26 protein-coding genes and 1 other RNA gene are annotated in these 26,964 nt (G+C 54.5%); 13 read left to right on the top strand and 14 right to left on the bottom strand.

From position 1 onward, the window contains the following. Positions 1 to 4: 4 nt before the first annotated feature. Positions 5 to 514, bottom strand: coding sequence for a tripartite tricarboxylate transporter TctB family protein (locus VRZ32_RS05965; protein ID WP_414524762.1), 510 nt, complete (start codon positions 512 to 514; stop codon positions 5 to 7). Continuing rightward, positions 511 to 1,461, bottom strand: coding sequence for a Bug family tripartite tricarboxylate transporter substrate binding protein (locus VRZ32_RS05970; RefSeq protein WP_414524763.1), 951 nt, complete (start codon positions 1,459 to 1,461; stop codon positions 511 to 513). The genes VRZ32_RS05965 and VRZ32_RS05970 overlap by 4 nt, the downstream gene beginning before the upstream one ends. A 526-nt stretch (positions 1,462 to 1,987) precedes the next feature. On the opposite strand from VRZ32_RS05970, the gene VRZ32_RS05975 reads away from it, so the two are divergent. Both VRZ32_RS05975 and VRZ32_RS05980 read left to right on the top strand, forming a co-directional pair. Beyond that, a complete protein-coding gene (locus VRZ32_RS05975; protein WP_414524764.1) occupies positions 1,988 to 2,113 on the top strand; it encodes a hypothetical protein in 126 nt (41 codons plus the stop codon). A gap of 24 nt (positions 2,114 to 2,137) precedes the next feature. Beyond that, complete coding sequence (locus VRZ32_RS05980; protein ID WP_414524765.1) at positions 2,138 to 2,407, top strand: hypothetical protein; 270 nt, start codon at positions 2,138 to 2,140, stop codon at positions 2,405 to 2,407. Between the two features lie 99 nt (positions 2,408 to 2,506). Here VRZ32_RS05980 and ptsN read toward each other — a convergent pair whose 3' ends face one another. The 7 genes from ptsN to VRZ32_RS06015 all read right to left on the bottom strand — a co-directional run bounded on the left by ptsN (position 2,507) and on the right by VRZ32_RS06015 (position 8,695). Continuing rightward, positions 2,507 to 2,989 (bottom strand): PTS IIA-like nitrogen regulatory protein PtsN, encoded by a 483-nt coding sequence (gene ptsN, locus VRZ32_RS05985; protein ID WP_414524766.1) that lies wholly within the window; start codon positions 2,987 to 2,989, stop codon positions 2,507 to 2,509. 176 nt (positions 2,990 to 3,165) lie between these two features. Then, positions 3,166 to 3,756 (bottom strand): ribosome hibernation-promoting factor, HPF/YfiA family, encoded by a 591-nt coding sequence (gene hpf, locus VRZ32_RS05990; protein WP_414524767.1) that lies wholly within the window; start codon positions 3,754 to 3,756, stop codon positions 3,166 to 3,168. A gap of 156 nt (positions 3,757 to 3,912) precedes the next feature. Further along, entirely contained in the window at positions 3,913 to 5,460 is a 1,548-nt protein-coding gene (gene rpoN, locus VRZ32_RS05995) for an RNA polymerase factor sigma-54 (RefSeq protein WP_414524768.1), read from the bottom strand. Positions 5,461 to 5,634: 174 nt separating this feature from the next. After that, complete coding sequence (lptB, locus tag VRZ32_RS06000) at positions 5,635 to 6,459, bottom strand: LPS export ABC transporter ATP-binding protein (RefSeq protein WP_414524769.1); 825 nt, start codon at positions 6,457 to 6,459, stop codon at positions 5,635 to 5,637. Between the two features lie 49 nt (positions 6,460 to 6,508). Then, positions 6,509 to 7,183 (bottom strand): LptA/OstA family protein, encoded by a 675-nt coding sequence (locus VRZ32_RS06005; protein ID WP_414524770.1) that lies wholly within the window; start codon positions 7,181 to 7,183, stop codon positions 6,509 to 6,511. A 35-nt stretch (positions 7,184 to 7,218) separates the two neighbouring features. Next, positions 7,219 to 7,914 carry an LPS export ABC transporter periplasmic protein LptC gene (gene lptC / locus VRZ32_RS06010; RefSeq protein WP_414524771.1) on the bottom strand — a complete coding sequence of 232 codons (696 nt, stop codon included), beginning with the start codon at positions 7,912 to 7,914 and terminating at the stop codon, positions 7,219 to 7,221. Between the two features lie 166 nt (positions 7,915 to 8,080). Next, positions 8,081 to 8,695, bottom strand: a complete 615-nt coding sequence (locus VRZ32_RS06015; RefSeq protein WP_414524772.1) for a ribonuclease D — start codon at positions 8,693 to 8,695, stop codon at positions 8,081 to 8,083. 347 nt (positions 8,696 to 9,042) lie between these two features. On the opposite strand from VRZ32_RS06015, the gene VRZ32_RS06020 reads away from it, so the two are divergent. The 7 genes from VRZ32_RS06020 to recR all read left to right on the top strand — a co-directional run bounded on the left by VRZ32_RS06020 (position 9,043) and on the right by recR (position 17,356). Continuing rightward, complete coding sequence (locus VRZ32_RS06020) at positions 9,043 to 10,719, top strand: methyltransferase domain-containing protein (protein WP_414524773.1); 1,677 nt, start codon at positions 9,043 to 9,045, stop codon at positions 10,717 to 10,719. Further along, entirely contained in the window at positions 10,716 to 11,738 is a 1,023-nt protein-coding gene (locus VRZ32_RS06025) for a glycosyltransferase family 4 protein (protein WP_414524774.1), read from the top strand. Before VRZ32_RS06020 ends, VRZ32_RS06025 begins: the two co-directional genes overlap by 4 nt. A gap of 16 nt (positions 11,739 to 11,754) precedes the next feature. Beyond that, a complete protein-coding gene (locus VRZ32_RS06030; protein WP_414524775.1) occupies positions 11,755 to 14,139 on the top strand; it encodes a glycosyltransferase family 4 protein in 2,385 nt (794 codons plus the stop codon). 160 nt (positions 14,140 to 14,299) lie between these two features. Next, positions 14,300 to 14,396, top strand: an RNA gene (gene ffs / locus VRZ32_RS06035) — signal recognition particle sRNA small type. Between the two features lie 75 nt (positions 14,397 to 14,471). Next, a complete protein-coding gene (locus VRZ32_RS06040) occupies positions 14,472 to 16,316 on the top strand; it encodes a DNA polymerase III subunit gamma/tau (RefSeq protein ID WP_414524776.1) in 1,845 nt (614 codons plus the stop codon). 103 nt (positions 16,317 to 16,419) lie between these two features. Continuing rightward, the gene (locus VRZ32_RS06045; RefSeq protein ID WP_414524777.1) at positions 16,420 to 16,740 is read left to right on the top strand and encodes a YbaB/EbfC family nucleoid-associated protein; all 321 of its coding nucleotides are present in this window, start codon (positions 16,420 to 16,422) and stop codon (positions 16,738 to 16,740) included. A 13-nt stretch (positions 16,741 to 16,753) separates the two neighbouring features. Next, on the top strand, positions 16,754 to 17,356 hold the full coding sequence (gene recR, locus VRZ32_RS06050; RefSeq protein WP_414524778.1) for a recombination mediator RecR: 603 nt from the start codon (positions 16,754 to 16,756) through the stop codon (positions 17,354 to 17,356). A gap of 144 nt (positions 17,357 to 17,500) precedes the next feature. On the opposite strand, the gene VRZ32_RS06055 is transcribed toward recR, so the two are convergent. Continuing rightward, entirely contained in the window at positions 17,501 to 19,030 is a 1,530-nt protein-coding gene (locus tag VRZ32_RS06055) for a CHAD domain-containing protein (RefSeq protein ID WP_414524779.1), read from the bottom strand. A gap of 419 nt (positions 19,031 to 19,449) precedes the next feature. Here VRZ32_RS06055 and VRZ32_RS06060 point away from each other — a divergent pair, with 419 nt between their 5' ends. Beyond that, the gene (locus VRZ32_RS06060; RefSeq protein WP_414524780.1) at positions 19,450 to 19,680 is read left to right on the top strand and encodes a hypothetical protein; all 231 of its coding nucleotides are present in this window, start codon (positions 19,450 to 19,452) and stop codon (positions 19,678 to 19,680) included. A gap of 228 nt (positions 19,681 to 19,908) precedes the next feature. Then, on the top strand, positions 19,909 to 20,310 hold the full coding sequence (locus VRZ32_RS06065) for a MucR family transcriptional regulator (RefSeq protein WP_414524781.1): 402 nt from the start codon (positions 19,909 to 19,911) through the stop codon (positions 20,308 to 20,310). A 137-nt stretch (positions 20,311 to 20,447) separates the two neighbouring features. Here the strand turns inward: VRZ32_RS06065 and VRZ32_RS06070 are convergent, their stop codons facing one another. Beyond that, entirely contained in the window at positions 20,448 to 21,239 is a 792-nt protein-coding gene (locus VRZ32_RS06070; RefSeq protein ID WP_414524782.1) for a creatininase family protein, read from the bottom strand. A gap of 191 nt (positions 21,240 to 21,430) precedes the next feature. Here VRZ32_RS06070 and VRZ32_RS06075 point away from each other — a divergent pair, with 191 nt between their 5' ends. Both VRZ32_RS06075 and VRZ32_RS06080 read left to right on the top strand, forming a co-directional pair. Beyond that, a complete protein-coding gene (locus VRZ32_RS06075) occupies positions 21,431 to 21,922 on the top strand; it encodes a MarR family winged helix-turn-helix transcriptional regulator (RefSeq protein ID WP_414524783.1) in 492 nt (163 codons plus the stop codon). An 8-nt stretch (positions 21,923 to 21,930) separates the two neighbouring features. After that, positions 21,931 to 22,887, top strand: coding sequence for a 2-hydroxyacid dehydrogenase (locus VRZ32_RS06080; RefSeq protein WP_414524784.1), 957 nt, complete (start codon positions 21,931 to 21,933; stop codon positions 22,885 to 22,887). A 29-nt stretch (positions 22,888 to 22,916) separates the two neighbouring features. Here VRZ32_RS06080 and VRZ32_RS06085 read toward each other — a convergent pair whose 3' ends face one another. From VRZ32_RS06085 to VRZ32_RS06095, 3 genes are all read right to left on the bottom strand, one after another. Then, positions 22,917 to 23,906 carry a WD40 repeat domain-containing protein gene (locus tag VRZ32_RS06085; RefSeq protein ID WP_414524785.1) on the bottom strand — a complete coding sequence of 330 codons (990 nt, stop codon included), beginning with the start codon at positions 23,904 to 23,906 and terminating at the stop codon, positions 22,917 to 22,919. 4 nt (positions 23,907 to 23,910) lie between these two features. Then, on the bottom strand, positions 23,911 to 24,984 hold the full coding sequence (locus VRZ32_RS06090) for a CobW family GTP-binding protein (RefSeq protein WP_414524786.1): 1,074 nt from the start codon (positions 24,982 to 24,984) through the stop codon (positions 23,911 to 23,913). 88 nt (positions 24,985 to 25,072) lie between these two features. Continuing rightward, complete coding sequence (locus VRZ32_RS06095) at positions 25,073 to 26,656, bottom strand: glucan biosynthesis protein (protein ID WP_414524787.1); 1,584 nt, start codon at positions 26,654 to 26,656, stop codon at positions 25,073 to 25,075. Positions 26,657 to 26,964: the final 308 nt, after the last annotated feature.

A 26,964-nucleotide genomic window follows, 5' to 3' on the forward strand; every position in this document is an offset into this window, starting at 1 on the left:
AGCTTCAGGGAATCAGGCGTTCCAGTGGGCCAGCAGGAATGGAGAGGCTCAGCCCGCGTGAAAAAATAAACCAGATTATAAAGGCGAAAACGATACCGATTGGTAATGTCTGCCAAAGCGGTCCACGCCCGAAGCCGCGTGCGGTTGCAGCAAAAAGTACACCCGTTGCGATTGAGAAGCCTGTAATGTTCATGAGCAACATCTGCGCCACGAGCCCGCCTGTGATCCAGGCGATAGGGCCATAATGGTCCACCTCCCGTGCGGGAAAGTCTCCCCGCCAGGCGGCAATAGCGGTGCCGATTGCAAGAAGAGCAAGCAGCGTGGCAATGGCGTAGGGAAATACCGTTGGCCCAATACGTGTATATTGGGCTACGGGCGCCATCCGGGCTGCTGAGATCAACACAACCGCAGCGAGAATAGCCAAAGCCACGGCCACAACGAGCGCAGCCCAATCAGGCCGCGCCCGCCGAGGCGCCGGAGCTATGGTAGAAGTTGGCCGTGGTGGCGTGCTCATTTCACCAGACCAATCTCTTTCAGGATTGCAGAGGTTGCTGCAATATCGGTAGCGAGCTGTTTGTCAAACGCTTCACCCGCAAGGTAGGTGTCGACCCAGCCACGTGTTGCAAGCGTTTCTTTCCAGATATCAGAGGTGACCATCTTATGGATATCCGCACTGATGGCCGCCTTTTGCTCAGCAGTGATGCCCGGTGCTGCTGCAACCATGCGCCAGTTTTCGAGTGCCATATCGACGCCCGCTTCGCGTAACGTGGGCGCATCAACACCGGGAACTCGCTTGTCCGTGGATACTGCTAGCAGACGCAATTTGCCTGCCTCAATCTGCGATCTGAACTCGCTTAAGCCCGATATCCCTACTGTAACCTGACCGCCAAGAATAGCTGCCAGTGCCTCGCCACCGCCTGAAAACGCGATGTAGTTGACCTTGGTTGGGTCTACACCAACAGTCTTGGCAAAAAGGCCTGCAGTAATGTGATCAGCGCCCCCTGCCGAGCCGCCAGCCCATGAGACAGAGCCGGGGTCTGCCTTAAGTTTGGCGACAAGATCTGCCACCGTTTTAATGGGTGAGTTTGCAGGCACGACGATGGCGACAGATTCACCTGTCAGGCGGGCGATTGGCGTAACATCGGCAAGTGATACGGGTGAATTATTGGTGAGAATTGCCCCCACCATCACATAACCACCAACGAGAAGTGCTGTGGGATTACCCTTCGATTGATTGACGAATTGTGCAAGACCAATCGTGCCGCCGGCGCCAGGTACATTGACGACCTGGACCTTTTTAGAGAGGCCGGTTTCCTGCATGACGGATTGCATCGCGCGTGCGGTCTGATCCCAGCCGCCACCAGGGGCTGCCGGTGCCATAATTGTATAATCGGTGGCGAACGCCGTGCCGGATAAACCTGCGGCAGCTGTGAACGCAGCAGCTAAAAACAGCTTTCTCATTCGTTTCCCCCTTATAATGGTTGATCTTGGCGCAACCTTCACCCCGATGATAAGATGGATTTAAATCTCTGTCGACAAGGCTACTGTCATCATTTCAATATTTTAGAGAGCCGCGTCGTCTTGATAGATCTGACGCCGATGACCAGGGGCTATGAAGAATGCAAGCAGCATCGTTCGATGTTAGCCTTGCTCCCTCATTAATATGGACGCAGCTGATGTAAGGTGAGCGCAGGATTTGAAAGTATCGGTAATGTGAATGTTTATGATCGTAAGTCATTCAAAAATAGAGATATAATAGAGATGCAAGAAAAGGGTTGATTTTTAGGGTGATATGAACTATTATGATCTTATAATTTATGCGGTCGTTAATAAATGCACTTTTACGAAGATTCTGTATAGGAAGGACGTAAAACAAAATTTATCTAGCTGTAGAGCACATTCGCTCTCATGTAATGTTCACTGAATTTACTGTAAAATTGACAAACCCTTTAATTCATTTTCTTAACACTTATTTATGGTGGTATTCATGAGTTACGATAACACTGTTGGTGGCCCTTCAATCTCAACATATTCTCCGAATGCTCCTACGGAATCTACGCAGCCAGAGCTGAAAGGCCATTCTCAGGATGGGCACGAGGTGAAGGTTGAGTAAGGCGCTGGAGAAGGCAGCAAGATATTGTCGAATATTGCAGCCATGTTCGTTAAAGCAGGTGGTTTCCTGTTCGGGGGAGCTGCATCCTTATTGTATTTTCTCTCGTTTATTATTCCGCCAATCGGCGGGGGGTTAACGATAGCGGGTGCCAATCCATCAAATGTCTTTAATGCCGGAAAAGGTCTGGGTGAGTATGTATTTTCACTCGGTGGCAATATTGGAGTTGAAACACAGCGTCTTCAAGATGGCATGAGCCCAGCTGCTATGTCGATTGCGCGAGCTGCTGCTGAATAAAACCACTATTTTCCAGAATTGATATCATTCTACTTGCGGGAGGGCACTTAGGTGCCTCCCCTCAAGGGTACAAAGCATTCCATTCAATGCTCCAGCGCGTTATCCAGAAACGGCTTTATTGCCTTCTGGTGTCGCTGCGTCTTGCATCAGGATGGCGTAGATTGCTGCTGCGTCGCGAGCAGAGCGAAGACGCTCCAGATTACCCGGTTCCCGAAGCAGGCGTGCCACGCGGGCAAGCGCTTTAAGATGGTCAGCCCCCGCAGATTCGGGCGCAAGTAGCAGAAAGATAATGTCTACTGGTTGCCCATCGATGGACTCAAAATCGATTGGTCGTTCCAGCCGTGCAAACAGGCCGAACAGTCTATCAATGCGTGCGGGCTTGCCATGGGGAATGGCAATGCCATCGCCAATGCCGGTTGAGCCAAGACGTTCACGCTGAAGCAGCGTGTCGTATATCTCACGCTCATCAAGGCCAGTGAGGTTTGCGGCTTTAGCCGCGATTTCCTGCAACGCCTGTTTTTTGCCGCTCGCTTTGAGGGCGGGCACAATGGCGTCGGGAGTAAGAATGTCGATCAGGGGCATATCTCGAACACGCGCAGGCGCGGGTCGCTCCTTCAGTGCTTGCTTGAATCGACCTTAGCCTTCCAAGGTCAAGCAATCTACCACAGATATGAGCGCCAGATATCTACTATCTGTAGATGCCAGGCGCTCGCTCAACAGTCGGACAGAACCTTCAATTGTCCGATCGACCCTGATTCTTACGAAGCGGAAGGTGGATCGATCCAGCCGATGGTGCCGTCATGACGGCGGTATACGATATTTACCCGGCCACTGCCAGCATGTCTGAACACAACAACGGGAGCCCCTGTCAGGTCAAGGTCAACCACTGCTTCGCTGACTGAAAAGCGGTGGAGAGCCGCAATATTTTCTGCAACGATCACTGGGTGGAAGGTCTCATCGACCTCATGCTCTTCATGCGGTGCTTCAATGACGTAGGCGCGCAGCTCCTCTGCATCAGCCACAGGCAAGTGCGCCAGACCGGCAGAACCGGGTTGTGCGCGCTCTTTCAGGCGGCGGCTGTGACGGCGCAGGCGACGTTCGAAACGATCTGCGGCCTGGTCGAAGGCGGCGTAAGCATCGGGCGCTACACCAGTCGCTTCCAGGGTCATACCGGTGTTAAGGTGCAACACACCGACAGCACGAAAGCCGTTGCCTTCCTTCTCAACAACCACGTGGCCCGAGTAGCCGGTGTCGAGAAACTTGGCGATGGCCGATGATACGCGCGCTTCGATCTGTCCGCGCAGCGCTTCGCCGATATCCAGGTTTTTTCCCGTAATCCGTAACGGCATTCGTATCTCCTTCCCTCTTACGTGTCGGGTAATGCACCCTTGATTGCAGTGCCAGGCCGACCTGGCATAGCTCTCATCCCAACACGCAACCTTAGCTTATGATTCTCATCGCTGGTCGGCCAGTCTTATTTATCTCGCATGATGCTTTCGTGAGCATCACCCCTTTTTTACGGACATAGCACGTCGTCGCTCAATCGACGATGGAATGCGCAATGATTCCCGATATTTAGTAACTGTTCGTCGCGCAACTTCGATCCCTTCATCATGTAATTTTTTGACGATTGCATCATCAGAAAGTACGTCGCGGGGTGTTATTTCTGTGCCAATCAGATGTCGGATACGGTGGCGAATGGCTTCTGCAGCATGGATATCGCCGCCATCTGCGCCCGCAACAGCGGCAGAGAAGAAGTACTTCATGGGGAAAACCCCACGTTCTGTGCCGAGAGCCTTGTTTGCGGTCACCCGCGAGATGGTTGATTCGTGCATTTCAATCGCATCCGCGATTGTTTTGAGGTTGAGCGGACGCAGATGCGCTGCACCATGGGCAAAAAAACCCTCTTGCTGACGCACAATCTCACTCGTTACCTTAAGGATTGTGCGGGCGCGTTGTTCAAGGCTACGGGTGAGCCAATCTCCGCTTTGCAGGCATTCGGATAAAAAGGTGCGATCTTTCTCCGTACGAGCGCTTTGCATCAATTTGACGTGATATGCCCGATTCAGCAGTATGCGCGGCAGAGTGTCGTTGTTGAGTTCTACGATAAATCCGCCATCGCGTGAGTGACGAACGAAGGCATCTGGCACAAGTGTCTGTGAAGGCGCGCCCCCAAATGCGCGGCCGGGCTTGGGCTGGAGTTGTCGCAGTTCCGCCAGCATATCTGCCAAATCGTCGTTATCCACGCTGCACAGCTTGCGCAATGCTGCATGATCATGGCGCGCGACAAGATCCAGATGGGCAATCAATGTCTGCATCGCTGGATCATACCGGTCCCGCTCGCGCAGCTGCAAAGCGAGACATTCGCCAAGATTGCGTGCGCCTATGCCCGTTGGTTCAAAGCTTTGAACCAATGTCAGCACTATCATCACGCGTGCTTCGTCAATGCCAAGTCGGGTTGCAATCTCAGCTGTCGTCTCGGTGAGGTAGCCTCCTTCATCAATCGCATCGATCAGGAACCGACCGATCAGGCGCGTTTGAGGATCGTTCGTGGCGAGATCCAGCTGGGCTTCAAGATGATCAGCGAGTGAAATGTTGGCTGCCAGCGTTGCTTCAACATTCGGGCCGTTATCACCGCTGTTGCTTTGGCTGTTGTTAGCATGCGGTGGCGCGCTGGAGAGCGTCAGCCCTTCATCTGCAGCACTTGCTTCTGGTCGTGGACTGGTGGAATCTTCTGGAAAAACATTGTCGAAGGAGGTGCCGAAATCGGCTTCAAGTGTTCCGCGTTCTATTTGCGGCTCATCTGGCGACCAGTCGCGCGCTTGTTCCTGCGGGATATCCGGTGCAGTGGTGGGTTCGCTTATGGATTGCGCGTCATTTGCCTCTGAGGCATCATCAACGCGTTCCAAAAGGGGATTGCGCTCCAGCTCTGCTTCAACCTGCGCGGCAAGCTCAAGATGCGACAATTGCAACAAGCGGATAGCCTGCAATAATTGCGGCGTCATTACCAACGATTGACTTTGACGCAACTCCAGTCGGCGAGAAAGCCCCATGGATGTAGCCCCCCGGATCTATCGCAAGTCATTGCCGATCTGCAATTGGCAAAGATTGCAAATGCCGGCATGCTTCTTGCTTGCATGCTCCTAATCAAGTTGTAGAGCGTTTGCTAAGGCGCGTCAAAGCAGCAGCTGTCGTAATAGGGCCGACGCAAGTGGCGAAAGTGAATCCTAAAGCTGGAAATCTTCGCCCAGATAAAGGCGGCGTACATCCGGGCTGGCAATAATTTCAGCCGGGGTGCCTTCCATCAGCACGCGGCCGGAATGGATAATATATGCCCTGTCAATCAGGCCGAGGGTCTCACGCACGTTGTGATCGGTGATCAGCACACCAATACCGCGACGTGTCAGGTGCCGAACGAGGTTCTGAATGTCACCGACGGCAATAGGATCGATACCGGCGAACGGCTCATCGAGCAGCATAAACGTGGGGTCGCCCGCAAGTGCGCGTGCAATTTCACAACGTCTGCGCTCGCCGCCGGATAGTGCAATTGAGGGGGATTTGCGCAGGCGCGCAATGTCGAACTCTTCCAGCAACGCATCGAGCTTTTTCTCACGCTCCTTGCGGCTGGGCTCAACCACCTCCAGTACTGCACGCAAGTTGTCTTCCACGCTCAGACCGCGGAAAATAGATGCTTCCTGTGGCAGATAACCAATGCCAAGACGTGCGCGCCGATACATGGGCAAGCCGGTGATGTCGTGGCCCTCAAGCGCGATGCTGCCCATATCAGCGGCAACGAGGCCAGTGATCATATAAAAGATTGTGGTTTTGCCTGCGCCATTGGGACCAAGCAACCCAACTGCTTCGCCCTTGCGCACGTGCAGGGATGCGCCTTGCACCACCGTGCGGCCACGATAGCTCTTCTGCAAGCCATCAACCGCAAGGACACCCTCTTGATTGAGGGGAATCGCACGAAAACCGACATCTGACGGATGTGCTGCGGGCGTTTCCGGGAGAGCGTCGGCGGAGCTTTCAAAGGAGGGTGATAGCGTCACGAATCTGTCCCGGTTTATGATGGTATATGATGGTTGTCAGTGGCCAAGATCACTTGCTTTTTGCAGCATTGCCGCCACCCGGTACGAATACGCCTTGCACGCGGCCACCTCGTTTTGCAATGCAGTTGGCGATGCTCGTATCCAGATTATAGACGATTTGATCGCATTGCTGCACGTTCTTATCCTGGCTCAATGCAACATTGCCGGTAAGGGTAACCGTGTTGCTGCTGCGATCAAACACAGCATGTTGGCCGGTGGCCGTCTGTTCTTTGGAAACGACAGTAACGGGGCCCATGCAATCGAGCTTGCGGATGTTGTTATTATCGTCTCCCCCGCTTGCTGCAGGTGGCGTGTTGCCGGATGCGGCTGCTGCGCTCTGTTCATAGAATACATTCAATGCTGAACAGCGCATCGTGGTGTCGCCCTGCACCGCAACAACGTTACCAGTGAAGGTAGCGCGCTTTTCGTTGTCGAAAACATCAAGGCGATCAGCGTCGATCTTGATCGGGTCTTTGCCAGAGCCCAGTCCGCCAAGAGGAGCAGTAGAGGGGGCTGCAGTTTGGGCTTGCGCCATGAAGGAGGTTGGTAGCAGCAGGCAGGTCACCAAAAGGCCTGTTGCTAATGTGCGGCTACCAGTGCGGTGCTTGGGATTGTGGAAGGGACTACTCAGGCTTGCATTCAAGCTTGCCCGTCCCGCTTTCGCTGTGCTTGTTTTCCGTTCCATATTGCCCCGCCATCGCCTGCTTTGCCATGTTCTGGCTATTGCTTGTTTTTACCATCCAGAACAGTGCGCACATTACCCTCAAAGACGATATGCTTGCCATTATCCGAAATGTCGAGCCTGTTAGCGGAAATCGTGCCCTCGGAGATCGTCACCACGACGGGTTCTTCAGAGATAACGCGTCCACCCTTGAAATCTACCGAAGCTGATGAAAGCTTGGCATCGTATCCGCGATCGGTTTGCACACGGACGTCACCCTTAAGCTTCATGAACTCGCTTTGCGAATCATATACACCTGTCAGCGCATTGATCTGCGCTTTGCCGCCACCGTTAAGCTGCACGTGGCCTGTAATCTCATTCAGTTCAACGATGGAAGGATTTTTGACATCCTGTGAGGCTGAAGCTGCGGTTACTTCATAAGGCTGGGTGCCTTCGCGGAAGCCTGAAAGCCGAGGCGCGTCCATCGTAATCTTGGTGCCTGAAAGGCTGACTGGCCCCATACTCAGACCGCCGATGCTGCGCAAGGGGTCCAGAATACCAATTGCTGCAACAATGATGACAGCTGCCAATGCCGTTAGCGGAATAATACGCTTCAGTGTGCGTACCCGTGCAGAATGACGCACCGCTGCACGGTAGGCAGCAGGCGGAATGGACGCTATCGGGCGATCAACCGGCGCATCATTTGCGGGTGGTAGATCAGCGTAACTGGCAGGCGAGCGATGAGCGTCTGTCAAAAGGCTTCCACAACTTGGTTCGAGGCGCGGCGTAAAGCCTACGCAAGTCAGTCAGAACGGTTTCCTTATATAAAGGGCCCGCGCCTCGCTTCCAAGTGGTGTTTTACACTTGATGTTTTGCAAAGCGCTTTTTCAGGCGCAGATGGGCAGACATCAGGCTATATTTTCACATATGTGCGAAGATATCTGTATCCGGCCAGCCTGCCAGGTCGAGACGTGCACGCGTGGGCAGGAAGTCGAAGCAGGCCTTGGCAATATCAGTGCGGTTCTCGCGATCCAGCATTGCATCCAGCTTCTGGCGCAATGCATGCAGATGAAGCACATCAGATGCCGCATAGGCCACCTGGGCTTCGCTGAGTGTTTCGCTTGCCCAGTCAGATGATTGTTGCTGCTTGGAGATGTCAACGCTGAGCAATTCACGCAGGTTATCTTTCAGCCCGTGGCGGTCCGTATAGGTGCGCACCAGCTTGGAGGCGATCTTCGTGCAGTAAACCGGCTGTGGCATTACGCCGTAGGTGTGAAACAGCACTGCCAGATCAAAGCGGGCAAAATGAAAGATCTTGAGAACCTTCGGATCGGCAAGCACCCGCAGCAGATTTTCGGGACGTGGGCCATCGCGGCGAATTTGCACCACTTCAGCTGAGCCATCGCCGCGCGATAACTGCACGACGCATAAACGATCACGATGCGGGTTAAGTCCGAGCGTTTCCGTATCGATGGCAACCGAATCACCAAAATCGATATCCGCAGGCAGATCGCCCACATGCAGCCTGATGGCCATGACAAAACCCTTGTTTGCAATAATGGAGGTATATCTCATCACCCCCCTAGCACCAGCACGCCTGCGCGGCAAGAATCATCGCCAGAATGTTCTCAGGGCATGATACGGGCGGGGATTGGTTGCTCTGCCACATCAATGCGTCAATGTCAGATTGTCAGAAAATGCCTCGGCGTTTTCCAGGGTAATAATAATGATTTATACCAATAAATAGAATAATAAAAATGCACAGATTGCTAATCAATGACTCATGTATGGGTTTATATAAATTTTTGTTAGTGATGCGAATTGTGTCATCTGATTGCCAGTGCCAAATCTTGCGTTATCGATAGGTGCATGAGCCATTCCGCTTGAGCATCCGTTGTCCACGTTTTCATTATGACGAGGCATGCTGGAGGTATCTGGTCTGGTTTGGCGGTGCACTCTTGTTTCTCAATGCGTTTCCTTTTCGCGAAGCGGTTTTCGTTTCGCGCGGATATGCTCCAGCGTTTGTGGAATATATGACGGATCAATTGCCTATCGATGAGTTACTGGCGAAAATCCGCCAGGAAGCAAATGGTTTTTCAGTACCGAAATTTGGCGCGCCACCGCTGAGTGCACGCGTCCAGCTTCCCAATGCAATAGATCCTGATGCGCTTGAAGCCCGTCTGACGGCGGTGGAGCTGCGGCTGGCGACGGATGAGGCTGTGTTTCCCGTTGCACTGGCTGAGCTACGTAGCAGCTTGCATACGCAGGCCACCGCGATTTCCTTGCAGCAAGGCCGTGTGGCAAGCGTTGATAAAGCTGAAGGCGATATTCGTATTCTCAAGGAACGCATACGCGTGCTTGGCGTATCGCTCGCTTCATCACCCCTTAGCAGAGAGAGCGCCGAAACGCCTGTTCTTGGGCCGGCTACTGCGCCTTTGGGGCAGGCAGCATACTGGCCGCGCCTGCTGTTGGAACGCGGCGACGGGTTTCTCAACAATGCTTACAGGGTGCTGCTCGGTCGCAACATTGATGAGCATGGATTGACGAGTTACCGTCAGCAGATATCGCACGGCCATTCACGGTTGGAGATACTATGCGATATTGCGCTGTCGCCAGAGTTTCAGAAACGGGGCGTGGCGCTTGATGGGTTGCGGCGCTATCGGCGGATTTATCGTCTCGCACGGCGCCTTGCCCGCACGCCATTGCGCTTCCTCAATCGGCCTCTGATGTGGATGCTGCATCGTGGCGAGTATCATATGCGGATGTCATTGGCTGCTGACGTGGCGGCGGAATGCCGGGATCATGTGGCAGCGCTTTACGACAGCCTGGGTCTGAAAACCCGTTATGACGGCGGCGGTGTGGTGCTGGCGGACGATGTGCGACTGGATGCGTTCTATCTCGCATTTGAAGATGCCATGCGCGGCCCCGAAGATGAAATCAAGGCAGGCCTTGCGTATTATCTCGAAACGGTTGCGGGCGTGAAAGCGATTTGTGACGGGCCCATACTTGATCTGGGTTGCGGGCGTGGCGAATGGCTGATGCTTCTGGGTGAGCAGGGATATACCGCGCGGGGTATCGATCTCAGTCCGACAATGGTGAGTATCTGCCGCGAGAAGGGCTTGGATGCGACGCACATCGATGCACTATCGGCCTTGCGTGCCATCCCGGATAACAGCCTGTCGCTGGTTAGTGGCTTTCATATTATTGAGCATCTGCCATTCCCGATCCTGTTTGCGGTATTTGAGGAAGTCTACCGCGTGCTGCAGCCGGGTGGGTTGATGCTGTTCGAGACGCCCAATCCCGAAAACATTCTGGTTGGCAGTCATACCTTCTATCACGATCCAACGCATCGCCATCCGCTGACACCGTCAAGCATGGCGTTTCTGGCGCGCTTTCATGGCTACGAGCAGATCGACTTTGCCCGCTTGCGTCCCTATCCGCCAGAAGCGCTGGTAGAGGTGGATAGTCAGGCTGCAGATCGGCTGAATGGTCATCTCTATGGTCCGCAGGATTATGCGATCCTGGCGCGTAAACCTCACGTAGAGGTTGCGAACGCATGAAGCTGATTGTCACCGCCAACGCCACACCATTCGTGACCGGCGGCGCGACCTATCATTTTGAAGGGCTGGTGACGGCACTGCAAGAGCGCGGGCATGAGGTGGAGACGCTCAGGTTTCCTTTCACCTTTCACCCTGAAGACAGCATCGAGCGGCTGATGGAATGGTGCGAGACGCTTGATCTCACAGCACCTAATGGCCAGCAGGTGGATAAGGTGATCAGCCTGCAATTTCCGGGCTATGGAGTGCAGCATCCGCATCATGTCGCGTGGATCATGCATCAGCATCGAATTGTGTATGATCTTTACCCGGAAGCGCCTTCGGAGCCTGTACAACGGCTGCACGATCTCATTCCTGCATTCGATAACCGCGTTCTGGCGCGGGCGGAACGGCTTTATGCCAATTCGCGGAATGTCAGCAAGCGGTTGTCGCGCTACAATAGCCTGGCTGCCGAGCCACTGTATCATCCACCGCCACTTGCAGCCCACTATCGCACAGGCAGAGCGCATAATTATGTATTCCTGCCAAGCCGCATGGAGGCCCTGAAGCGTCAGGGCTTGGTGCTTGAAGCGGCTCGCCTTTGGCGCGCGCCTGTCACGTGTGTGCTCGCCGGCCGGGGCGGGTATCTCAATCAGAACAAGCGCTTCATCGCAGAACATGATTTGAGCGAACGAGTCGTCATTCTCGAAGAGTGCCCGGATCAGGAAAAGCTTGCCTGCTATGCCAATTGCCTCGCGGTGATCTATCCACCTTTCGATGAGGATTATGGCTACGTGACGCTGGAGGCGCAGCTTGCGGGCAAGCCCGTCATTACCTGCACGGATTCAGGTGGTCCTCTGGAATTCATAGAAGATGACGCGGAAGGTCTTGTCGTGGAGCCAACGGCAGAAGCTATTGCGGATGCGGTTGACAGGCTCTGGGATAATCAATCCAGGGCGCGTGAAATGGGTCTGTTGGGCCGTGCACGGTACCTGGAGCGTGACATATCGTGGGACACAGTCGTTGCGCGGTTGACGGACTAATAGGGACAGTACGCGTATGAAAATTGCAGTGATTGCTCCAAGCCCTGTGCCTTTTGAGTTTGGCGGCGCGGAGCGGGTCTGGCTAGGGCTGACGCATTATTTCGCTAATGATACCCGTCATGTTTGCGAGCTGATCAAGCTGCCATCGCCAGAGAGGAATTTTCGGGAAATCATCAACAGCTACCGGCAGTTTTCCGAGCTGAGTCTATCGCAGTTTGATCTGGTGATTTCCGGCAAGTATCCAGCGTGGATGGTGTCGCATCGCAACCACGTGGTTTACATGCTGCACCGCCTGCGCGGCCTGTATGATACATGGCCAGCTGACCTGACAACCAACTTGCCTGATGATGCATTGCTGGCAAAGCTGAAGGCCGTCCTGCACCATCCCTCGACAAGCCGCACGCAATTGCCGGAGATTTTTGGCGAGATCAGCCAGCTGCTTATCGCTTGCCCGCCAGAGGAATGGCTGGCACTGCCGGCGCCTCTCATCCGGGCTATTGTGCATAAGCTGGATGCTATCGGTCTCGCATCTCAGGGCATCAGCAAATATCTTGCGATCTCACAGAACGTGCGTAATCGCGCAAATTATTTCCCGCCTGAGGCAAAGGTCGAAGTTGCGCATGTGCCGTCTGATCTCGCCCTAAGCATTCTGCGGGAGGGGGCAGCGCAGCCTGCGGATCACTTTAATGGTATTGATGATACGGTGCCGACGTTCTTTACCGTTAGTCGTCTGGATGACGCCAAACGGATATCGCTCATCATTGATGCTTTTCGCCAGGTGAAAGCGCCATCGCGGCTTGTGATCGCGGGCGATGGACCGCAGCGGCAGGCGCTTACAAAGCAGGCGCAGGGTGATAAACGGATTTTGTTCGTTGGCAGATTGTCGGAAGCGGAGCTGGCCCGTCATTACCAGACCGCGCTGGCTGTTCCCTTTGTGCCCTATGATGAAGATTATGGCCTTGTGACGCTAGAGGCGCTGGCGGCCGGGCGTCCTGTCGTTACCGTGAGTGATGCTGGTGGTGTTCTGGAATTCGTTGAAGACGGCGTCACCGGCCTTGTTGCTGATCCTGATCCGGCATCATTGGCAGCCGCATTCGAAGCTTTGCTGAAGAACCCTATTCAGGCGCGGAAGATGGGTGAGGCAGGGCGCGAGTGGGTTCGCCCTATCACCTGGCGTAGCCTTGGGACAGCGCTTGTGCTGCCGGCTGAAGAGCGCCCACGCCGCCGCATTGTGATTGCCAATACTTATCCGCTCTGGCCGGCTGATACGGGGGGGAAGCGGCGGGCGTGGTCGATGGCTCGGGAGTTGGCATCACGCGCAGATGTCACCATCATCGCGCTGACTCGCCATGATGCAACGCCTGAACAGGTAACTTTCTCACCTTATTTCCGCGAATTGCGCATTCCGATCTCGCAAGAGCATATCGAGGCCGAATGGGCGCTGACGAAGCTTCTCGATGAGACATCGGTCTCTGATATTGCGGCAACGCTTTATGGACATCTGACGCCAGCGCTTGAGCATACATTGCGCAGTCACCTTGCGGGGGCTGACCTTGCGATTGCCTGCCATCCTTATCTTTACCGTTTCCTGCGTGCGGCGTGGGAAGGGCCAATCTGGTATGATGCCCATAATGTTGAGACAGTGCTGAAAGATGCAATCTTGCCGCCAACACCTGCAGGCCGTGCGGTGTTAGCGGAGGTCGCGCAATTGGAGCGCGATTGCGTTGCAGGGGCTGAACAGATTCTGACCGTGAGCGCCGAAGAACGCACGATTTTTCATGATCGCTTTGGCAAACCGAAAGAGCAGATATGGCTTATACCCAACGGCGCGGACATTCCTGCAGAGCCTTACCTTGAGCGCGAACGGCGTGAGGCGCTGAAGGAGCGGATTGGCGTAAAAGGTCCGCTGGCCATTTATGTCGGTAGCTGGCATGCGCCCAATGTCGAGGGTGCTTTGGCGTTGATCGAGATTGCCCGAGAGTGCCCTGAATGGACATTCCTGTTCGTGGGCAACATGGTAGCAGCATCCGAGGTGCAAGCAGTTGCGCTGCCGGATAATGTCCTGTTGCTCGGGCTTGTCGATGAAGAGGCGCTGCAGACTATTTTTGCGGCGGCGGATGTCGGCATCAATCCGGTTGTGCAGGGGGCAGGAACCAGCCTGAAGGTGATCGATTACGCCGCCCACGGCGCGCTGGTGCTCACCACGCCGATTGGCCTGCGCGGCATTGATATGCAGGATGGCGAACATGTCATTGTGGCCGAACGTGCACAAATGGCAGGGGCTCTCCACCGCATCGCAACTGATACGCTGGATGCCTATCAAGAGCGAATAAGCAGCGCGTTCAACTACGTCAGTGAAAATTTGAGCTGGCGTGCAATCATGCGCAATATTCCTTTTTGAGGCAGGGAAAGCAGCATCTGATGTACGCTATCCCGGTCTATCGAATTGTTATAAAATGATTTTCCTTGTCAGTTTACTATGTGGTGGCCAAGGCTGCTAAAGAGCGGAGAAATTGCTGTGGCCTCTTGCGTTTAGGGACAGTTTCCTCGATATAGGGTGCGGGAGGTTGGCGTTGGACGTTCCACTCGCCAACCGGGTCAGGTCCGGAAGGAAGCAGCCCTAACGAGACCGGGCGGGTCTTCGTCCAGCCTCCCACCGATTGCCAGCCTTCTACTGATTGCAAGGGCGCGCGGCCGGGTTCAAACAGCGCCCGACGACCCCACCAGGTTTTGATGCAAGGTTTTGCTGATGGTGCTGTAACGGGTGCCCTGCAATGTACCACCCCGGATGATGCCGTGACAGTTTCGTCGAATCCCGCTCCCTATCGTGTTCTGGCGCGCAAGTATCGCCCGCGCAATTTCGATGATCTGATCGGGCAGGATGCCATGGTCAGAACGTTATCGAACGCATTTGAAACCGGGCGTATCCCACAAGCATGGATGCTGACTGGCGTTCGCGGTGTGGGCAAAACCACGACAGCGCGCATTCTGGCACGGGCGCTTAATTATGCGCTGCCGGATGGTTCTGGCCAACCGACTGTGCATCTTGGTGAGATGGGCCTGCATTGCGAAGCAATCATGGAATCGCGCCACGTCGATGTGATGGAGATGGACGCCGCCTCCCACACGGGTATCGACGATGTACGCCAGATTATCGATAGCATCCGTTATGCGCCTGTGAGCGCACGCTATAAAGTCTACATCATCGATGAAGTGCACATGCTGTCGGAGAAGGCTTTCAACGCCTTCCTCAAGACGCTGGAAGAGCCGCCTCCTCACGCCAAATTTGTGTTTGCGACAACCGAAATCCGCAAGGTGCCGGTGACGATTCTCTCACGCTGCCAGCGTTTTGACCTGCGCCGGATTGAGTCGGGTATGCTGAAGGGACATCTGGCAAAGATCTGCGCTTCCGAAGAGGTGGCGGTTGAAGACGAAGCGTTGGCTTTGATTGCGCGTGCCGCCGAAGGTTCAGTGCGTGATTCGTTATCGCTGCTCGATCAGGCGATTGCCCATGGCGCAGGCCGGGTTGATCTCACTGAGGTCAAGTCCATGCTGGGACTTGCTGATCGTGGACGAGTGATTGATCTATTCGAGGCGTTGATGCGCGGCGATATCGCTGGTGCCCTCACGGAACTCGCCAGCCAATATGATGCCGGTGCCGATCCAGCCGTGGTGCTGGCTGATCTTGCGGCCTTTACGCATCTTGTCACCCGGCTCAAGCTTGTACCGGAAGCGGCAAACGATGCTGCGTTGACCGACATCGAGCGCACGCGCGGCAAGGAGCTTGCCGAGAAATTATCAATCCGTGTGCTATCGCGTAGCTGGCAAATCATCACCAAGGGGCTGCCGGAAGTGCAGGCATCGGCCCAAGCGCTTGCTGCGGCCGAGATGGTGCTGGTGCGCCTTGCTTATGCTGCTGATCTGCCTTCACCTGAAGAGGCGCTGCGCATGCTGCGCGATGGTGGTGGTTCGATAGGAGGTGGCGCGCAAGGCTCCTTCCCGGCAGGTGCCCCATCGGGTGGCGGCGGTGGCGGTTCTTCACGGTTGGCGCTGGCGACATCGCGCGCTGCGCCCATGGCCGCTACTATGGCCGTTTCAGCGCCGCAGGCAGCGCGTCGGGAAGAGATTCGCCTCGCCCGCTTTGAGGATGTTGTTGCGCTCGCGGGCGAGCAGCGTGATATTGCGCTCAAGGCTGCTTTAGAACGAGATGTGCGTCTGGTGCGCTATGAGCAAGGCCTGATCGAGTTTGCGCTGGTGGAGGGGGCTAATCCTTCTGTGGCTGGCGATCTTGGCAAGCGGTTGATGGAATGGACAGGCCGTCGTTGGGTCGTTGCACTTTCTTCTGCGGAAGAAGCGCAAGCTGTGCCAACGCTCGCCGAAGTGGCCCGCGCCCGCGCTGAAGAAAGACGCGAAGATGCCAAGGCGCATCCGATGGTGCAGGCAGTGTTGGCACGTTTTCCTGGCGCTACCATTGTAGGCGTGCGCGATATTGTGCGTGAAGTGCCGCCGGAGGCTCCACTAGCGGAAGAAAATGCTGAGGTATCAGACGATATCGGCCTCGCATTGGATGATTTTTAATCCTGGTGCAGGTTGCGTGAGAGCACAGTTCTTATCTGATTAGAACGTCTGGCGTTCTATCGATAAATAATCAACGAGCGGGAATGGTAACAGGAGTGATGACATGCGCGATATGATGGGACTGATGAAGCAGGCGCAGGGCCTGCAGCAGAAAATGGCCGATGCGCAGGCTGAGTTCGACACCATTGAAGTTGAAGGCACCGCCGGTGGTGGCGCAGTGACAGTCACAGCTACCGCCAAGGGCCAGGTTAAGTCACTGACCATCGACCCATCGATTCTCAACCCTGATGACAAGGAAATTGTTGAGGATTTGGTGGTTGCCGCTCTCAATGATGCCCGCACCAAGGGTGAGCGGGTGATTCAGGATCGTATGGCCGATATCACAAAGGGTTTGCCGATCCCTCCAGGCATGAAGCTATTCTAAGGTTTGCTAACTAATGGCTTCGCCTGGCGGTCCTGAGATCGAACGACTCATTCAGTTACTGGCACGTCTGCCGGGGCTTGGCCCTCGTTCGGCGCGTCGTGCAGCGTTGCAGCTGGTGAAGCGGCGCGAGTCTCTACTCGCACCTCTGGCAGAGGCCATGCAGCTGGTCAATGAGCGGGTGAAGGTTTGCACGGTTTGCGGTAACGTCGATACGCGTGATCCCTGCATTGTATGCCAGGATACCGGTCGGGATCCGTCTGTGCTCGTGGTTGTTGGAGATGTTGCGGACCTGTGGGCGCTGGAACGTGCCGGTGCGATCCGGGCGCAGTATCATGTGTTGGGTGGCGTAATCTCCGCTCTGGATGGTATTCGCCCCGATGATCTCAACCTCGCGAGCCTGCACGAAAGAGTAGCGGACTCTGCCGTGCAAGAGGTGATTCTGGCCTTGAACGCTACCGTGGACGGGCAAACAACTGCCCACTACATCACCTCGCTACTGGAAGGTTTGCCAGTGCGCATCACGCGCCTGGCACATGGCGTGCCAGTGGGTGGTGAGCTTGATTATCTCGATGATGGTACGTTGGCCGCTGCAATCAGACAGCGCGGTGCTATATAGGGCGCATTGAGTACTTAATTGGACTTTCAGAGTGTTAATGCATTGTATTTACGTGCTTAAAAGCCAAAATAGCAGTGCTTGCTTTTCCTGCAATCGCTTCATCGCAAAATGTAAATTGCTTTATGGCGCGAAGATCTGCGCCTCCTAGTCCTCTGCACGCCAGAACGGCGGCACGTGGGCAAAATCCTTATACGCCTTCTCAGCTTTTGAAAGCAGTTTGTGTTCGTCTGCGGCATGTTCATCGCGTAACTGATCTTCGGCTTCTGAGTGCGTTTCGCGCTCTCGTCCAACGGCGATATCATTGAGCTCACCAAGCAGATCTTGCAGCTTGGTCATGCTGGAGATAGCTGCTTTAAAAGGCTTATTGGCTTCGTCTTTGAGAAACAAGCCAGCAAAAAACTCGGAAGCATAGCGCAGTTTTTTCAGCGAAATCCTCACTTCATGACGCGCTTCGGCCTCCAGTGAGGAGAGATGCGTGGCGCGCTTGATTATCTTGTTCCAGCGACGATCCAGTTGTTTGCTGGCAAATTTCCTGATTGGCTGCTGGCGCTTTTTCTTTGCTTTCTTTCCTTCAAGACATGTCCACGGGCCAGCTTCAACCCATGCGATGGTGGCAATAATAGCTTGTGTGGACCGGCGCGATGATATTGCGCGTTGAGCACTGTCATAAGCACGCTCGCGGTGAATAGCGTATTTCTCTGCCAGTGCTATAAAAGCAGGATCCTCAGCATGCTTGGCCTTCGCTGGTTCGAGGATATTCTTGATATATACATCAATATCTCGCGCTTCACCCAGGCAATTGGCAATCCAACGTAATTCATTACTGATAAAGGCACGCTCGTCATCATCGACAATGCTGCGAAAAACCGAGATTGCTGCGCGCAATCGGCGCAACCCAACCCTTGCTTGGTGAACGGCACCAGCAACCCGCGTTTGCCGCAGTACTTCTTCATTGGTAAGAAATTGCTTGAGGCATGAACGCGCGATAATACGGAAAGCCTCACCCGTAGATGTGCCCTCCTCAAGTATGATTGGTTGGGCCTTGGTGACTTGTGGTGTGCGCTCATTAAGCAAGTCAAAGCCGCGGTCGGCTTTGCTACGGGTGCTGGGGCGTACAGTAACAATGGCCGCAATTTCCCGCGCCAATGCGTAAAGATCTTCAGATGATCCAGATTTCAGTTCAAGCTCGACCTCGGCAAATTGCCGCGCTTTAGGGCCAGCAGATACACGGCCGTGGTCCAAGGCGATTTCTATAATAGAATTGCTGTATTTCAGCAACAGTATTTCTCTATCTACACTGACGGTAAATAATGGTTGGATTGCGGCACGTTGGTCGTGCGTTTCGATGAGGGGTGCAAGGGCTGTGATTTGAGCATGAGTGAAGTCGAGTTTGCCTAAGTCCGGAACCGGAAATTCCCACTCATTACGATTCATGACGAGGGCTTCAGAATCACGATGGCTCTTGATCGTTTGAATAAATTGCGCGCCATCCCGACGAATGCGAAGGGATATTCCAGCTTGGCGCAGAGTGTGGTCTTTTGTATCGAAGTATTTGGAAAATAATTGTTTTCTAGTGCTTTTTTCTGTCTTGAATTGCTGAAAGTCGGGGTGTGCAGAAAGCCTGTTCAGCGCTGCTGGGGCTATTGCTAGCTTGAGCTCAATTTCTTTGGACATCCCACGCTTACCCCATCTACACGCGTTTCACACAGCAATTCTGCACGATCGGTAGCTGAATACAACTGTGCAAATGTCGATGGTTAAATTATCGATTTTCAATACAACGACACCTTGATATTCGCTTAGATCTACCACTTTGTGGCGAAAATGGCGCTTGACAAACGCCACAATTGACGCAAATAGTCCAATTATGGCAGGTACTTTGCACGTGACGCTGTTGCGACATTCAGTCGGATGGTGAGGAGTTCTTCGTGTGGTCGTATGTTGTTGTGCTTTAAACAAGTAGGAATATGGCCAAAAGAAGTAATTCTTGTTCCCGTCTATGCACTTGCTTAGGCAAGTGAAAGAAACAGTTAAAATTTTTAGCTTTGGCGGCTTCTCTAAATGCAATCGGTGTAAGGTCAAACGGGGGTAATGTGACTGCTAGTTATGACATTGATACAGCCACCGATGGCGCAAAAGACGGCAATATTGCTTCGCAAATCTCTGTAGAAGCATTGAAAGCTATTTCCGATGCCGCGATCCATATTGCAGATGGCCGTGGCACCAGCCGTTCAACTATTGGCTGGAACAAGCAACGGGCCTTGGCAGAGAAAGTACTTTCACAGATTTATCTGGCAGGCATGCATGATGCGTCGCGTTCTTAACGGGTGAATATAGCAATTGTTCTTTCTTCCCTCTCCCGCCAGCGCTTCTTTCCACGCAGTACACTTTGATCTGATGTTGGCAAAGGGTTTGATGAGGGTCGCTTAAATCGCCGCGAAAACGCAAGGCCAATCTGGTTGTGCGCTTCGCTTCAACTGTCAAAGCATCAGAGCCGAATGCGGTGCGGATGCCGATGAGAACCGATACAATTTTGGGATGGAGTATTTGAAATGGCAGCGGTGGAGCGTACAGAACTGAGCACAGCGGAAATCACCCGCTCAGTTGTCAAGTCATATGTGTCTTTTAACAAGCTGTCTGCAGATGGCTTGATTGATATCGTACAGGCAGTGCACACAACACTAGATAGACTTAGTCAAGGCAGCCCGGAGCCAGAACCTAAGCCAGAGCCTGCGGTTCCTGTCGACACTTCCATCACTGATGATTACATCATCTGCCTTGAAGACGGTAAGAAGTACAAGTCACTGAAGCGTCACCTGGCTGCGCATTACAAGATGACCCCCCAGCAGTACCGCGATAAGTGGGGTTTGCCTGCAAACTATCCGATGGTTGCGCCTAACTATTCTGCAACCCGTGCAATGCTTGCGCGTCGTGCAAGCGGCGCTGCTGAGTGATCTAGGCAGATAAAGCAGCATCTGATCTTTCGAAAGGATGCTGTGGCAGCTTATTGCTGAAAGTTTTTAAAAGCGAACCGGCTTCCGGTTCGCTTTTTTGTTATGTGATTGCATCAACTGCTAGAAAATGAATTTTTCTATTGTCTGGCTTGCAGTTCAAAAGCCCGCACCTCTTCCAGCAAGGTGATGAACGCTTGTACGCCATGGGTCGCTGCATGTTCCCCTTTTTCTGATGAGGCAAGCCCCGCATCGCCAATGGCACCGGTTTCGTTCAGATCCTGGCTCATCCAGCCGAGCCCTGCAGGACGGCTTATGCTCAGGTATTGATAGTCTTTAGACATCTGGATGCCCCGCGAGGGGAAATTGCGGGCCTGTTGCATGCGCACAAGGTCAGGTCGGAAGGATAGCATCAGCGATGTTTCGATATCACCGCCATGGATGCCGTGCTGGATTTCGTCTTGGCTAAAGAGTCCATCAGGATAGCCAAATCGCTGCCATGAGACGGTGACTGTCACCATGCCAAAGCGCACGCGCAAATCACGTGCAACGATATCGATGATTGGCGAGTTACCGCCATGCGAGCTTACGATTACGAGTTTTCTACACCCCGCCCGATGCAGGCTTTCGCCGATGTCGGTCCAAACACGGATAGCCGTTTCGGGCTTGAGGGTGAGGGTGCCTGCGAAGGCAATATGCTCATCGGATAGGCCCACTGCTTGAATGGGGAGGAATAGTGCAGGAAAATCTGCCGGTAGCAGGGCGCTAACCCGGTCGAGGTAGCCTTCCATGATAAACAGATCAGTGCCTAGCGGCAGGTGGGGGCCATGTTGTTCAACCGCTGCGACAGGCAAAATTGCCAGCATATCGTGCATGGCTTCTGCGGTGAGGTCGGTCGTTGTCAGGTCTGTCCAACGATGGGAGGGAATCATGGGGTGTATCCTGCATTATCCACCAATCGCACTTGGCATGGCGTTGATTGTCATTGTTGTGTCATCAGAAGGTTGCACTGCACTTATATGATAACAATAAATGACAGCTGCTTATTGGCCCTATCCTAACATGTATTGCAACATCTTCCGGTGCATCCTTTAAGCGGTCTGAGCATAAAAGGTAGATAACAATGAAGCATCCCGTTGCGAAGTCCGTCGGATGGGCACTTGTACATGCTGCGCGTCTGCATCGGACGCGTGTTGGAGAGCATCTCACGGCATTGGGGTTGTTCCCAGGGCAGGAGCAGGTGCTGCAAGCGCTAGCAACTGCCGATTCCATGACGATGGGCGAACTCTCATACATGTTGCGGGTAAAGCCTCCAACAGCTTCAAAGACCATCGCGCGACTGACAGCGCAAGGCTTGGTTGAGAGAGTGGCGGGACCAGGCGATGCACGCATAGTTGCTGTGCGCCTTACGGAAGAAGGCGCTGGTCGTGTCGCTGCGATCGATAAGTTGTGGGGTGAGGTCGAGGAAGAATTACTCGAAGGCTTTGATAGCAAAGAGCGAAAGCGGATGCGCAAGCTATTGCGTAAAGCTGCGCGCAATCTGGCAGGCACGCATGCCATTGACGAGGGGGACGAGGAGGGCGATGCTGAAGATACCGATGACATTGCTGAATAGGATAAATGGTGGCTGATATCGAAATCGTGCTGACCGGCAACGTGATTGCCTCAGCAGAGGCGGCGCTTGATCGTGACTTCAAGGTGCATCGCTTGCTGGATATTGCTGATCAGGCCGCATGGCTGCGTGAGCACAGCACCCGCATCCGCGCCATAGCGGCGACAAACGGTTTGCCGGTGGATGCTGCTTTGATAGCGGCATTGCCGAATCTTGAAATTATCGCTGGCTTTGGCGTGGGATATGACAACATCGATGTCACCGAGGCAGCGCGACGCGGAATTATCGTCACCAACACGCCTGATGTGCTAACTGATGAAGTCGCGGATCTGACAGTAGGGTTATTGCTGGCTACCGTGCGGCAGATACCGCAGGCCGATCGCTTCCTGCGTGCCGGTCATTGGCTGGAAAAGCGCTTTCCTTTCACGGCCACATTACGTGGACGCACAATCGGGATTTTTGGGTTGGGGCGCATTGGTCTCGCGATTGCCCAACGGCTTGCTGCCTTTGGCGTGCGTATTATCTATCACAATCGTAACAAGCGCGATGATGTACCGTATCAATATATCGAAACCCTGCCCGCATTGGCTGAGACAGCAGATGTGCTGATCGTGGCAACGCCCGGCGGTGCGAATACGCATCATGCTATTGATGCGCATGTGCTGTCGGCTTTGGGGCCTGACGGGATTTTGATCAATATCGGCCGCGGCAGCATTGTGGATGAGGCTGCGCTGGCTACAGCGCTGCAGAAGGGCATTATTCTGTCAGCAGGGCTTGATGTATTTGAGGACGAGCCCCGCGTTCCGCAGGCATTGATCGATGTGGAAAATACGGTGTTGCTGCCGCATGTCGGATCAGCTTCCGTTTTTACCCGTGATGCTATGGGGCAGCTGATGGTCGATAATCTGACCGCATGGTTCGCTGGCAGGGGACCACTGACGCCAGTGCCCGAAACACCGGTGCCCTGATGGTTCAAGGCACCGGCGCAGTCGGGGTCTTATGGCAGCGTGAGGATACCTGCTACGCCATCTTCAGTGCCAAAGGCTAGTCTTGCGCCCTTGGCATCCCAGGTGAGGGCGGTAACCGGGGCCGAGCCCGCTACACGCACCATCAGTTCCGCTGCGTCCGTGAGGCGGATCAGCATGACAGCGCCATCCGCATATCCGGTTGCGAGCACCAGCGATGAAGGATGAAAAGCTACCTGCGTGACCGTTGCTGAACGCACACCACATTCGCGGGGTGCTTTGCCCATGGGGCCGCCCTTGGCAAAAGGCCAGATGATAGCGGCATCCGCACCGGAAGTGGCAAGCCAATCGCCATCATGAGACCAGCTGAATGAGCGACACTTTGTGGGATAACCCGCCATCCGCATATCGCGACCATCGGATAGTCGCCAGCCATGCAGCGTGTTTTCCTGCATTGAGGTGACGACGAACTGATTGTCGGGGGAAACGGTGACGTCGAGGTGTGACCCCTTCCATGACAGAACTTCCGGGCCGGTCACAACGGCCGGATACCACAGGCTGACACCGTTGTAATGCGCGATAGCCAGGCGGTATCCCTTGGGCGCGAACGCAAGCCCTTGCGCAGTTGTGGGCACCTCGACCATGGTTTCGCGGCCCTTGGCGTCGCGCGCTTTTACCTGTTTGCCGATGCTCCAGGCAAACGCGCCATCAGCGCGCGCGGCCAGTGCCGTGATCCAGCGGCCTTTTTCGTCGGCTAATGTCTCCACCGTACCGTCCGCAGACGTGGCGACGATACGGCCATCATCACCGCCTGTCAGCAGGCGTTTGCCGCTGATGGCAGCAACCAGCGCGCCAGCATCTGGATGCGCTTCAACGCGTTGACGGGTGCCGGCCTTATCCAGCCAAACCCCACCATCACCCAGAGCGAAAGCAGCCGTATCACCAAGCCAGCCAAGGCCCGTCACATGCGCGCCGACTTCAAACGCCTGCACGCGCTCAATTAACGAAACAGCAGTGTTCATCGGTTTACGCCGCGCAGGCGAGGAAACCCTCGCGGATGGCTTTTTCATTTAGCTCACGACCGATGAAGACGATGCGCGAATCACGCTTTTCATCCGGCTTCCAATCGCGCTGCAGATCGCCTTCAATGATCATGTGCACGCCCTGGAATACGAAACGACGTGGTTCATTGCGGAATGACAAAATGCCCTTTGACCGCAGAATGCTGGCGCCATCGCGCTGCACCAGATCATTGATCCACGGCAGGAACTTCTCCGGAATGACATCGCCGGGGATGGTGATCGCCACTGACTGCATATCTTCATCATGATAATGCTTCAGGCCACCATGCTTATGGTCGTGATCGTGCGCATGATGGTCATGATCGTGGTGGTGGTGATCATGTCCGCAACCGCAGTTTTCGCCGTGTTCATGGTGGTGATGATGGTGATCTTCCTCTTCAAGGAAGGCTGGCTCCAGCGTCAGGATACGGTCGAGATCAAACGCGTTGCGTTCCAGCACTTCCTCAAGCGGCACGGCGGCGCGCTGGGTTTTGTGCAGGCGGGCGTAGGGGTTGATTGCGCGGATGCGGCCAACGACCTCTTCAAGCTCATCTGCTGTGACGAGATCGGTTTTGTTGAGCACGATGACATCAGCAAAGGCGATCTGGTTTTTCGCTTCCGGCGCATCCTTGAGGCGATCCGAGAGCCATTTGGCATCCGCCACTGTCACCACGGCATCAAGCTTGGTACGCTCTGCCACGTCCTTATCAACGAAGAAGGTCTGCGCCACGGGTGCAGGGTCGGCCAAGCCAGTGGTTTCTACAATGATCGCATCGAACTTGCCTTTACGCTTCACAAGGCCTTCGATGATGCGAATGAGATCGCCACGAACGGTGCAGCAGATGCAGCCGTTGTTCATCTCGAACACTTCTTCGTCCGCGCCGACGATCAGATCGTTATCGATACCGATTTCGCCAAACTCATTGACGATCACGGCATATTTACGCCCGTGCTGCTCGCTCAGTATGCGGTTCAGCAGCGTGGTTTTGCCCGCGCCGAGATAGCCGGTGAGAACGGTGACGGGGATCTTATCGCTCATGTGAAGCTCCGCAAGCGCTCAAAGGCGCGTTCCGTGAAATTTGATTGTGTAGCTTATATCGTTTGTTAAGGCGAAAATAAAAGGCATCCTAGAAAGGCCGATATTGGAAGGCCCATGTTTCTGACAATGTCTTGCCTTCTGCACGCAGAAAGAGCCGCATTTCCACTGGTTCAGTGCCATCGGCGGTTAAATCGAACTGTGCTCGCCAATGGCCAGGCACATCGTTGGGCACAGCCTCAGTAAAGACATACGAGAACGTGCCGCGGGATGCCCAGAGCACCGCCTCCGGTTTTACGCCAAAGGGCAGATCTTTCAGATCACCGCCCATAAACTCCACCATGAACTTGCGTACCCCTTGCGGGCGTGGCTGGCCAGGCTGGCCGCCATTGCCAAGACGCGTGGCTACCACAAGTGCAAGCGCAGTTGGTTCTGGCTCATGGTCGCGCCAGTGCAGCCGATAGCGGAAACGATACGCATTGCCTGCCCGCGCCGGGGCTTCCGGCACCCAGAATGCAACAACATTATCGTGGATTTCATCATCGGTGGGGATTTCAATCAGCTGCACGGTGCCCTTGCCCCATGCTGCCAATGGCTCCACCCACGCGCTGGGGCGGCGTTCGTAATGAACGCCATCCTGATAATGATCAAACTGACGATCCCGCTGGAGCAATCCAAAACCGCGCGGGTTGTCGTCAGTAAAGGCAGAGGCGGTTGTCACTGGCGGGTTGTTGAGAGGCCGCCAGACGCGCTCTCCCGCACCAGTCCATAGACCGAGGCCATCGGAATCGTGCACTTCCGGCCGCCAGTCCACTGCTGTGCGTTTGGCGGTCTCGGAGTACCAGTACATTGAGGTGAGCGGCGCAACACCAAATCGCGCTACGTCGCGGCGCAGGAATAGCGCTTTGTCGATGGTCATATCGACGCCGCCATCGCGCGTCATCTCGAAGCTGAAAGCACCTGTGATGCTTGGGCCTTCGAGAAGGGCATAAACGGTGACTGATGGCGCATCAGGCTCTGGCGTATCAAAGTAGAACTGCGTGAACGCGGGGAACTCTTCCGGCCGATCAGGCACGGCAACATCCAGTGCGATGCCGCGGGCAGACAGGCCATATTGGAATGATTCGCCAATCGCGCGGAAATACGAGGCGCCCAGAAACGCAACCCAGTCATTTTTGCGCCAGTCCAGCTTGCTCTGATCGCCAAACCGGCTCTCCTGAAAGCGGAAACCGGCAAAGCCTGCATCTGTCGGCAGATTGCGGGCTGGGCTATCGGCTGGCATGTCAAACAGCGCGGGATCGTAGAGCACTTCGCGGGCTTTGCCGTCTGCAACCACGAACATATGCACCGGTGTGCGAAAAAACTGGCCGAGGTGGAAGAAGGTGAGCGGAAAACGCCCCTCGTCGGCAAAGACAGCATTATCTGTATCGAAGCGGATTTTTCCGTGTGCTTCGTAGTTGAGCGCATCAAGGATCACACCATCCCGGGCGGGCGGAGAGACATATGGCTGCTCTGATAGCGTTTTGGCATGCGATATCAGATCATCAAAAGAGAATGCTTCTGCCTTGCCAAGTCGCAAGCCGGATTGTGCCAGTGCGGGTGTGGCAAAACCCGTTGCCGATAAAGATGCAGTGGCGAGTGAGGAGGCTAAAAAAGCGCGACGGGTCATGGGCATGAGGAGGGGTCACTTCCTGTTGCGCAAACTATGTCTCTGTTGCATCAAACCAAAAAGTGGATACCGCCTTTGGATAAATTTGATGCATAAACAAAGAGATAGGGCAAAATAACAATTCAGGTTTAATGCATCTTGCTCTAGCGGATAAACCATAACGCTGAAAATTGAGAACAGTTTCAGAGCGCATCAAGAAAATATTTCCAGCAGATGCGCTGAGCTTCGCGTCAAGATGAGTCAAAAGAATGGCGTGTTGCAAGCTGGAGCTTGGTGAACTTTTGTCCCTGAATCGAGGGCTCAAAGCACTGCCA

This window comes from Pseudochelatococcus sp. G4_1912 (genome assembly GCF_047501465.1).
In the GTDB taxonomy this organism is placed as follows: domain Bacteria; phylum Pseudomonadota; class Alphaproteobacteria; order Rhizobiales; family Beijerinckiaceae; genus Pseudochelatococcus.

Excerpts from the sequence above, each read along its gene's own strand:
- recR (WP_414524778.1), top strand. The coding sequence starts at position 16,754 with ATGGCTTCGCCTGGCGGTCCTGAGATCGAACGACTCATTCAGTTACTG.
- VRZ32_RS06075 (WP_414524783.1), top strand. The coding sequence starts at position 21,431 with ATGAAGCATCCCGTTGCGAAGTCCGTCGGATGGGCACTTGTACATGCT.
- VRZ32_RS06065 (WP_414524781.1), top strand. The coding sequence starts at position 19,909 with ATGGCAGCGGTGGAGCGTACAGAACTGAGCACAGCGGAAATCACCCGC.
- VRZ32_RS06025 (WP_414524774.1), top strand. The coding sequence starts at position 10,716 with ATGAAGCTGATTGTCACCGCCAACGCCACACCATTCGTGACCGGCGGC.
- VRZ32_RS05965 (WP_414524762.1), bottom strand. The coding sequence starts at position 514 with ATGAGCACGCCACCACGGCCAACTTCTACCATAGCTCCGGCGCCTCGG.
- VRZ32_RS06095 (WP_414524787.1), bottom strand. The coding sequence starts at position 26,656 with ATGCCCATGACCCGTCGCGCTTTTTTAGCCTCCTCACTCGCCACTGCA.
- VRZ32_RS06015 (WP_414524772.1), bottom strand. The coding sequence starts at position 8,695 with ATGGCCATCAGGCTGCATGTGGGCGATCTGCCTGCGGATATCGATTTT.
- VRZ32_RS06030 (WP_414524775.1), top strand. The coding sequence starts at position 11,755 with ATGAAAATTGCAGTGATTGCTCCAAGCCCTGTGCCTTTTGAGTTTGGC.
- VRZ32_RS06045 (WP_414524777.1), top strand. The coding sequence starts at position 16,420 with ATGCGCGATATGATGGGACTGATGAAGCAGGCGCAGGGCCTGCAGCAG.
- VRZ32_RS06070 (WP_414524782.1), bottom strand. The coding sequence starts at position 21,239 with ATGATTCCCTCCCATCGTTGGACAGACCTGACAACGACCGACCTCACC.
- VRZ32_RS06040 (WP_414524776.1), top strand. The coding sequence starts at position 14,472 with ATGCAAGGTTTTGCTGATGGTGCTGTAACGGGTGCCCTGCAATGTACC.
- hpf (WP_414524767.1), bottom strand. The coding sequence starts at position 3,756 with ATGCCGTTACGGATTACGGGAAAAAACCTGGATATCGGCGAAGCGCTG.
- VRZ32_RS06005 (WP_414524770.1), bottom strand. The coding sequence starts at position 7,183 with ATGGAACGGAAAACAAGCACAGCGAAAGCGGGACGGGCAAGCTTGAAT.
- VRZ32_RS06085 (WP_414524785.1), bottom strand. The coding sequence starts at position 23,906 with ATGAACACTGCTGTTTCGTTAATTGAGCGCGTGCAGGCGTTTGAAGTC.
- VRZ32_RS06090 (WP_414524786.1), bottom strand. The coding sequence starts at position 24,984 with ATGAGCGATAAGATCCCCGTCACCGTTCTCACCGGCTATCTCGGCGCG.
- rpoN (WP_414524768.1), bottom strand. The coding sequence starts at position 5,460 with ATGGGGCTTTCTCGCCGACTGGAGTTGCGTCAAAGTCAATCGTTGGTA.
- VRZ32_RS06055 (WP_414524779.1), bottom strand. The coding sequence starts at position 19,030 with ATGTCCAAAGAAATTGAGCTCAAGCTAGCAATAGCCCCAGCAGCGCTG.
- VRZ32_RS05975 (WP_414524764.1), top strand. The coding sequence starts at position 1,988 with ATGAGTTACGATAACACTGTTGGTGGCCCTTCAATCTCAACATATTCT.
- ptsN (WP_414524766.1), bottom strand. The coding sequence starts at position 2,989 with ATGCCCCTGATCGACATTCTTACTCCCGACGCCATTGTGCCCGCCCTC.
- VRZ32_RS05970 (WP_414524763.1), bottom strand. The coding sequence starts at position 1,461 with ATGAGAAAGCTGTTTTTAGCTGCTGCGTTCACAGCTGCCGCAGGTTTA.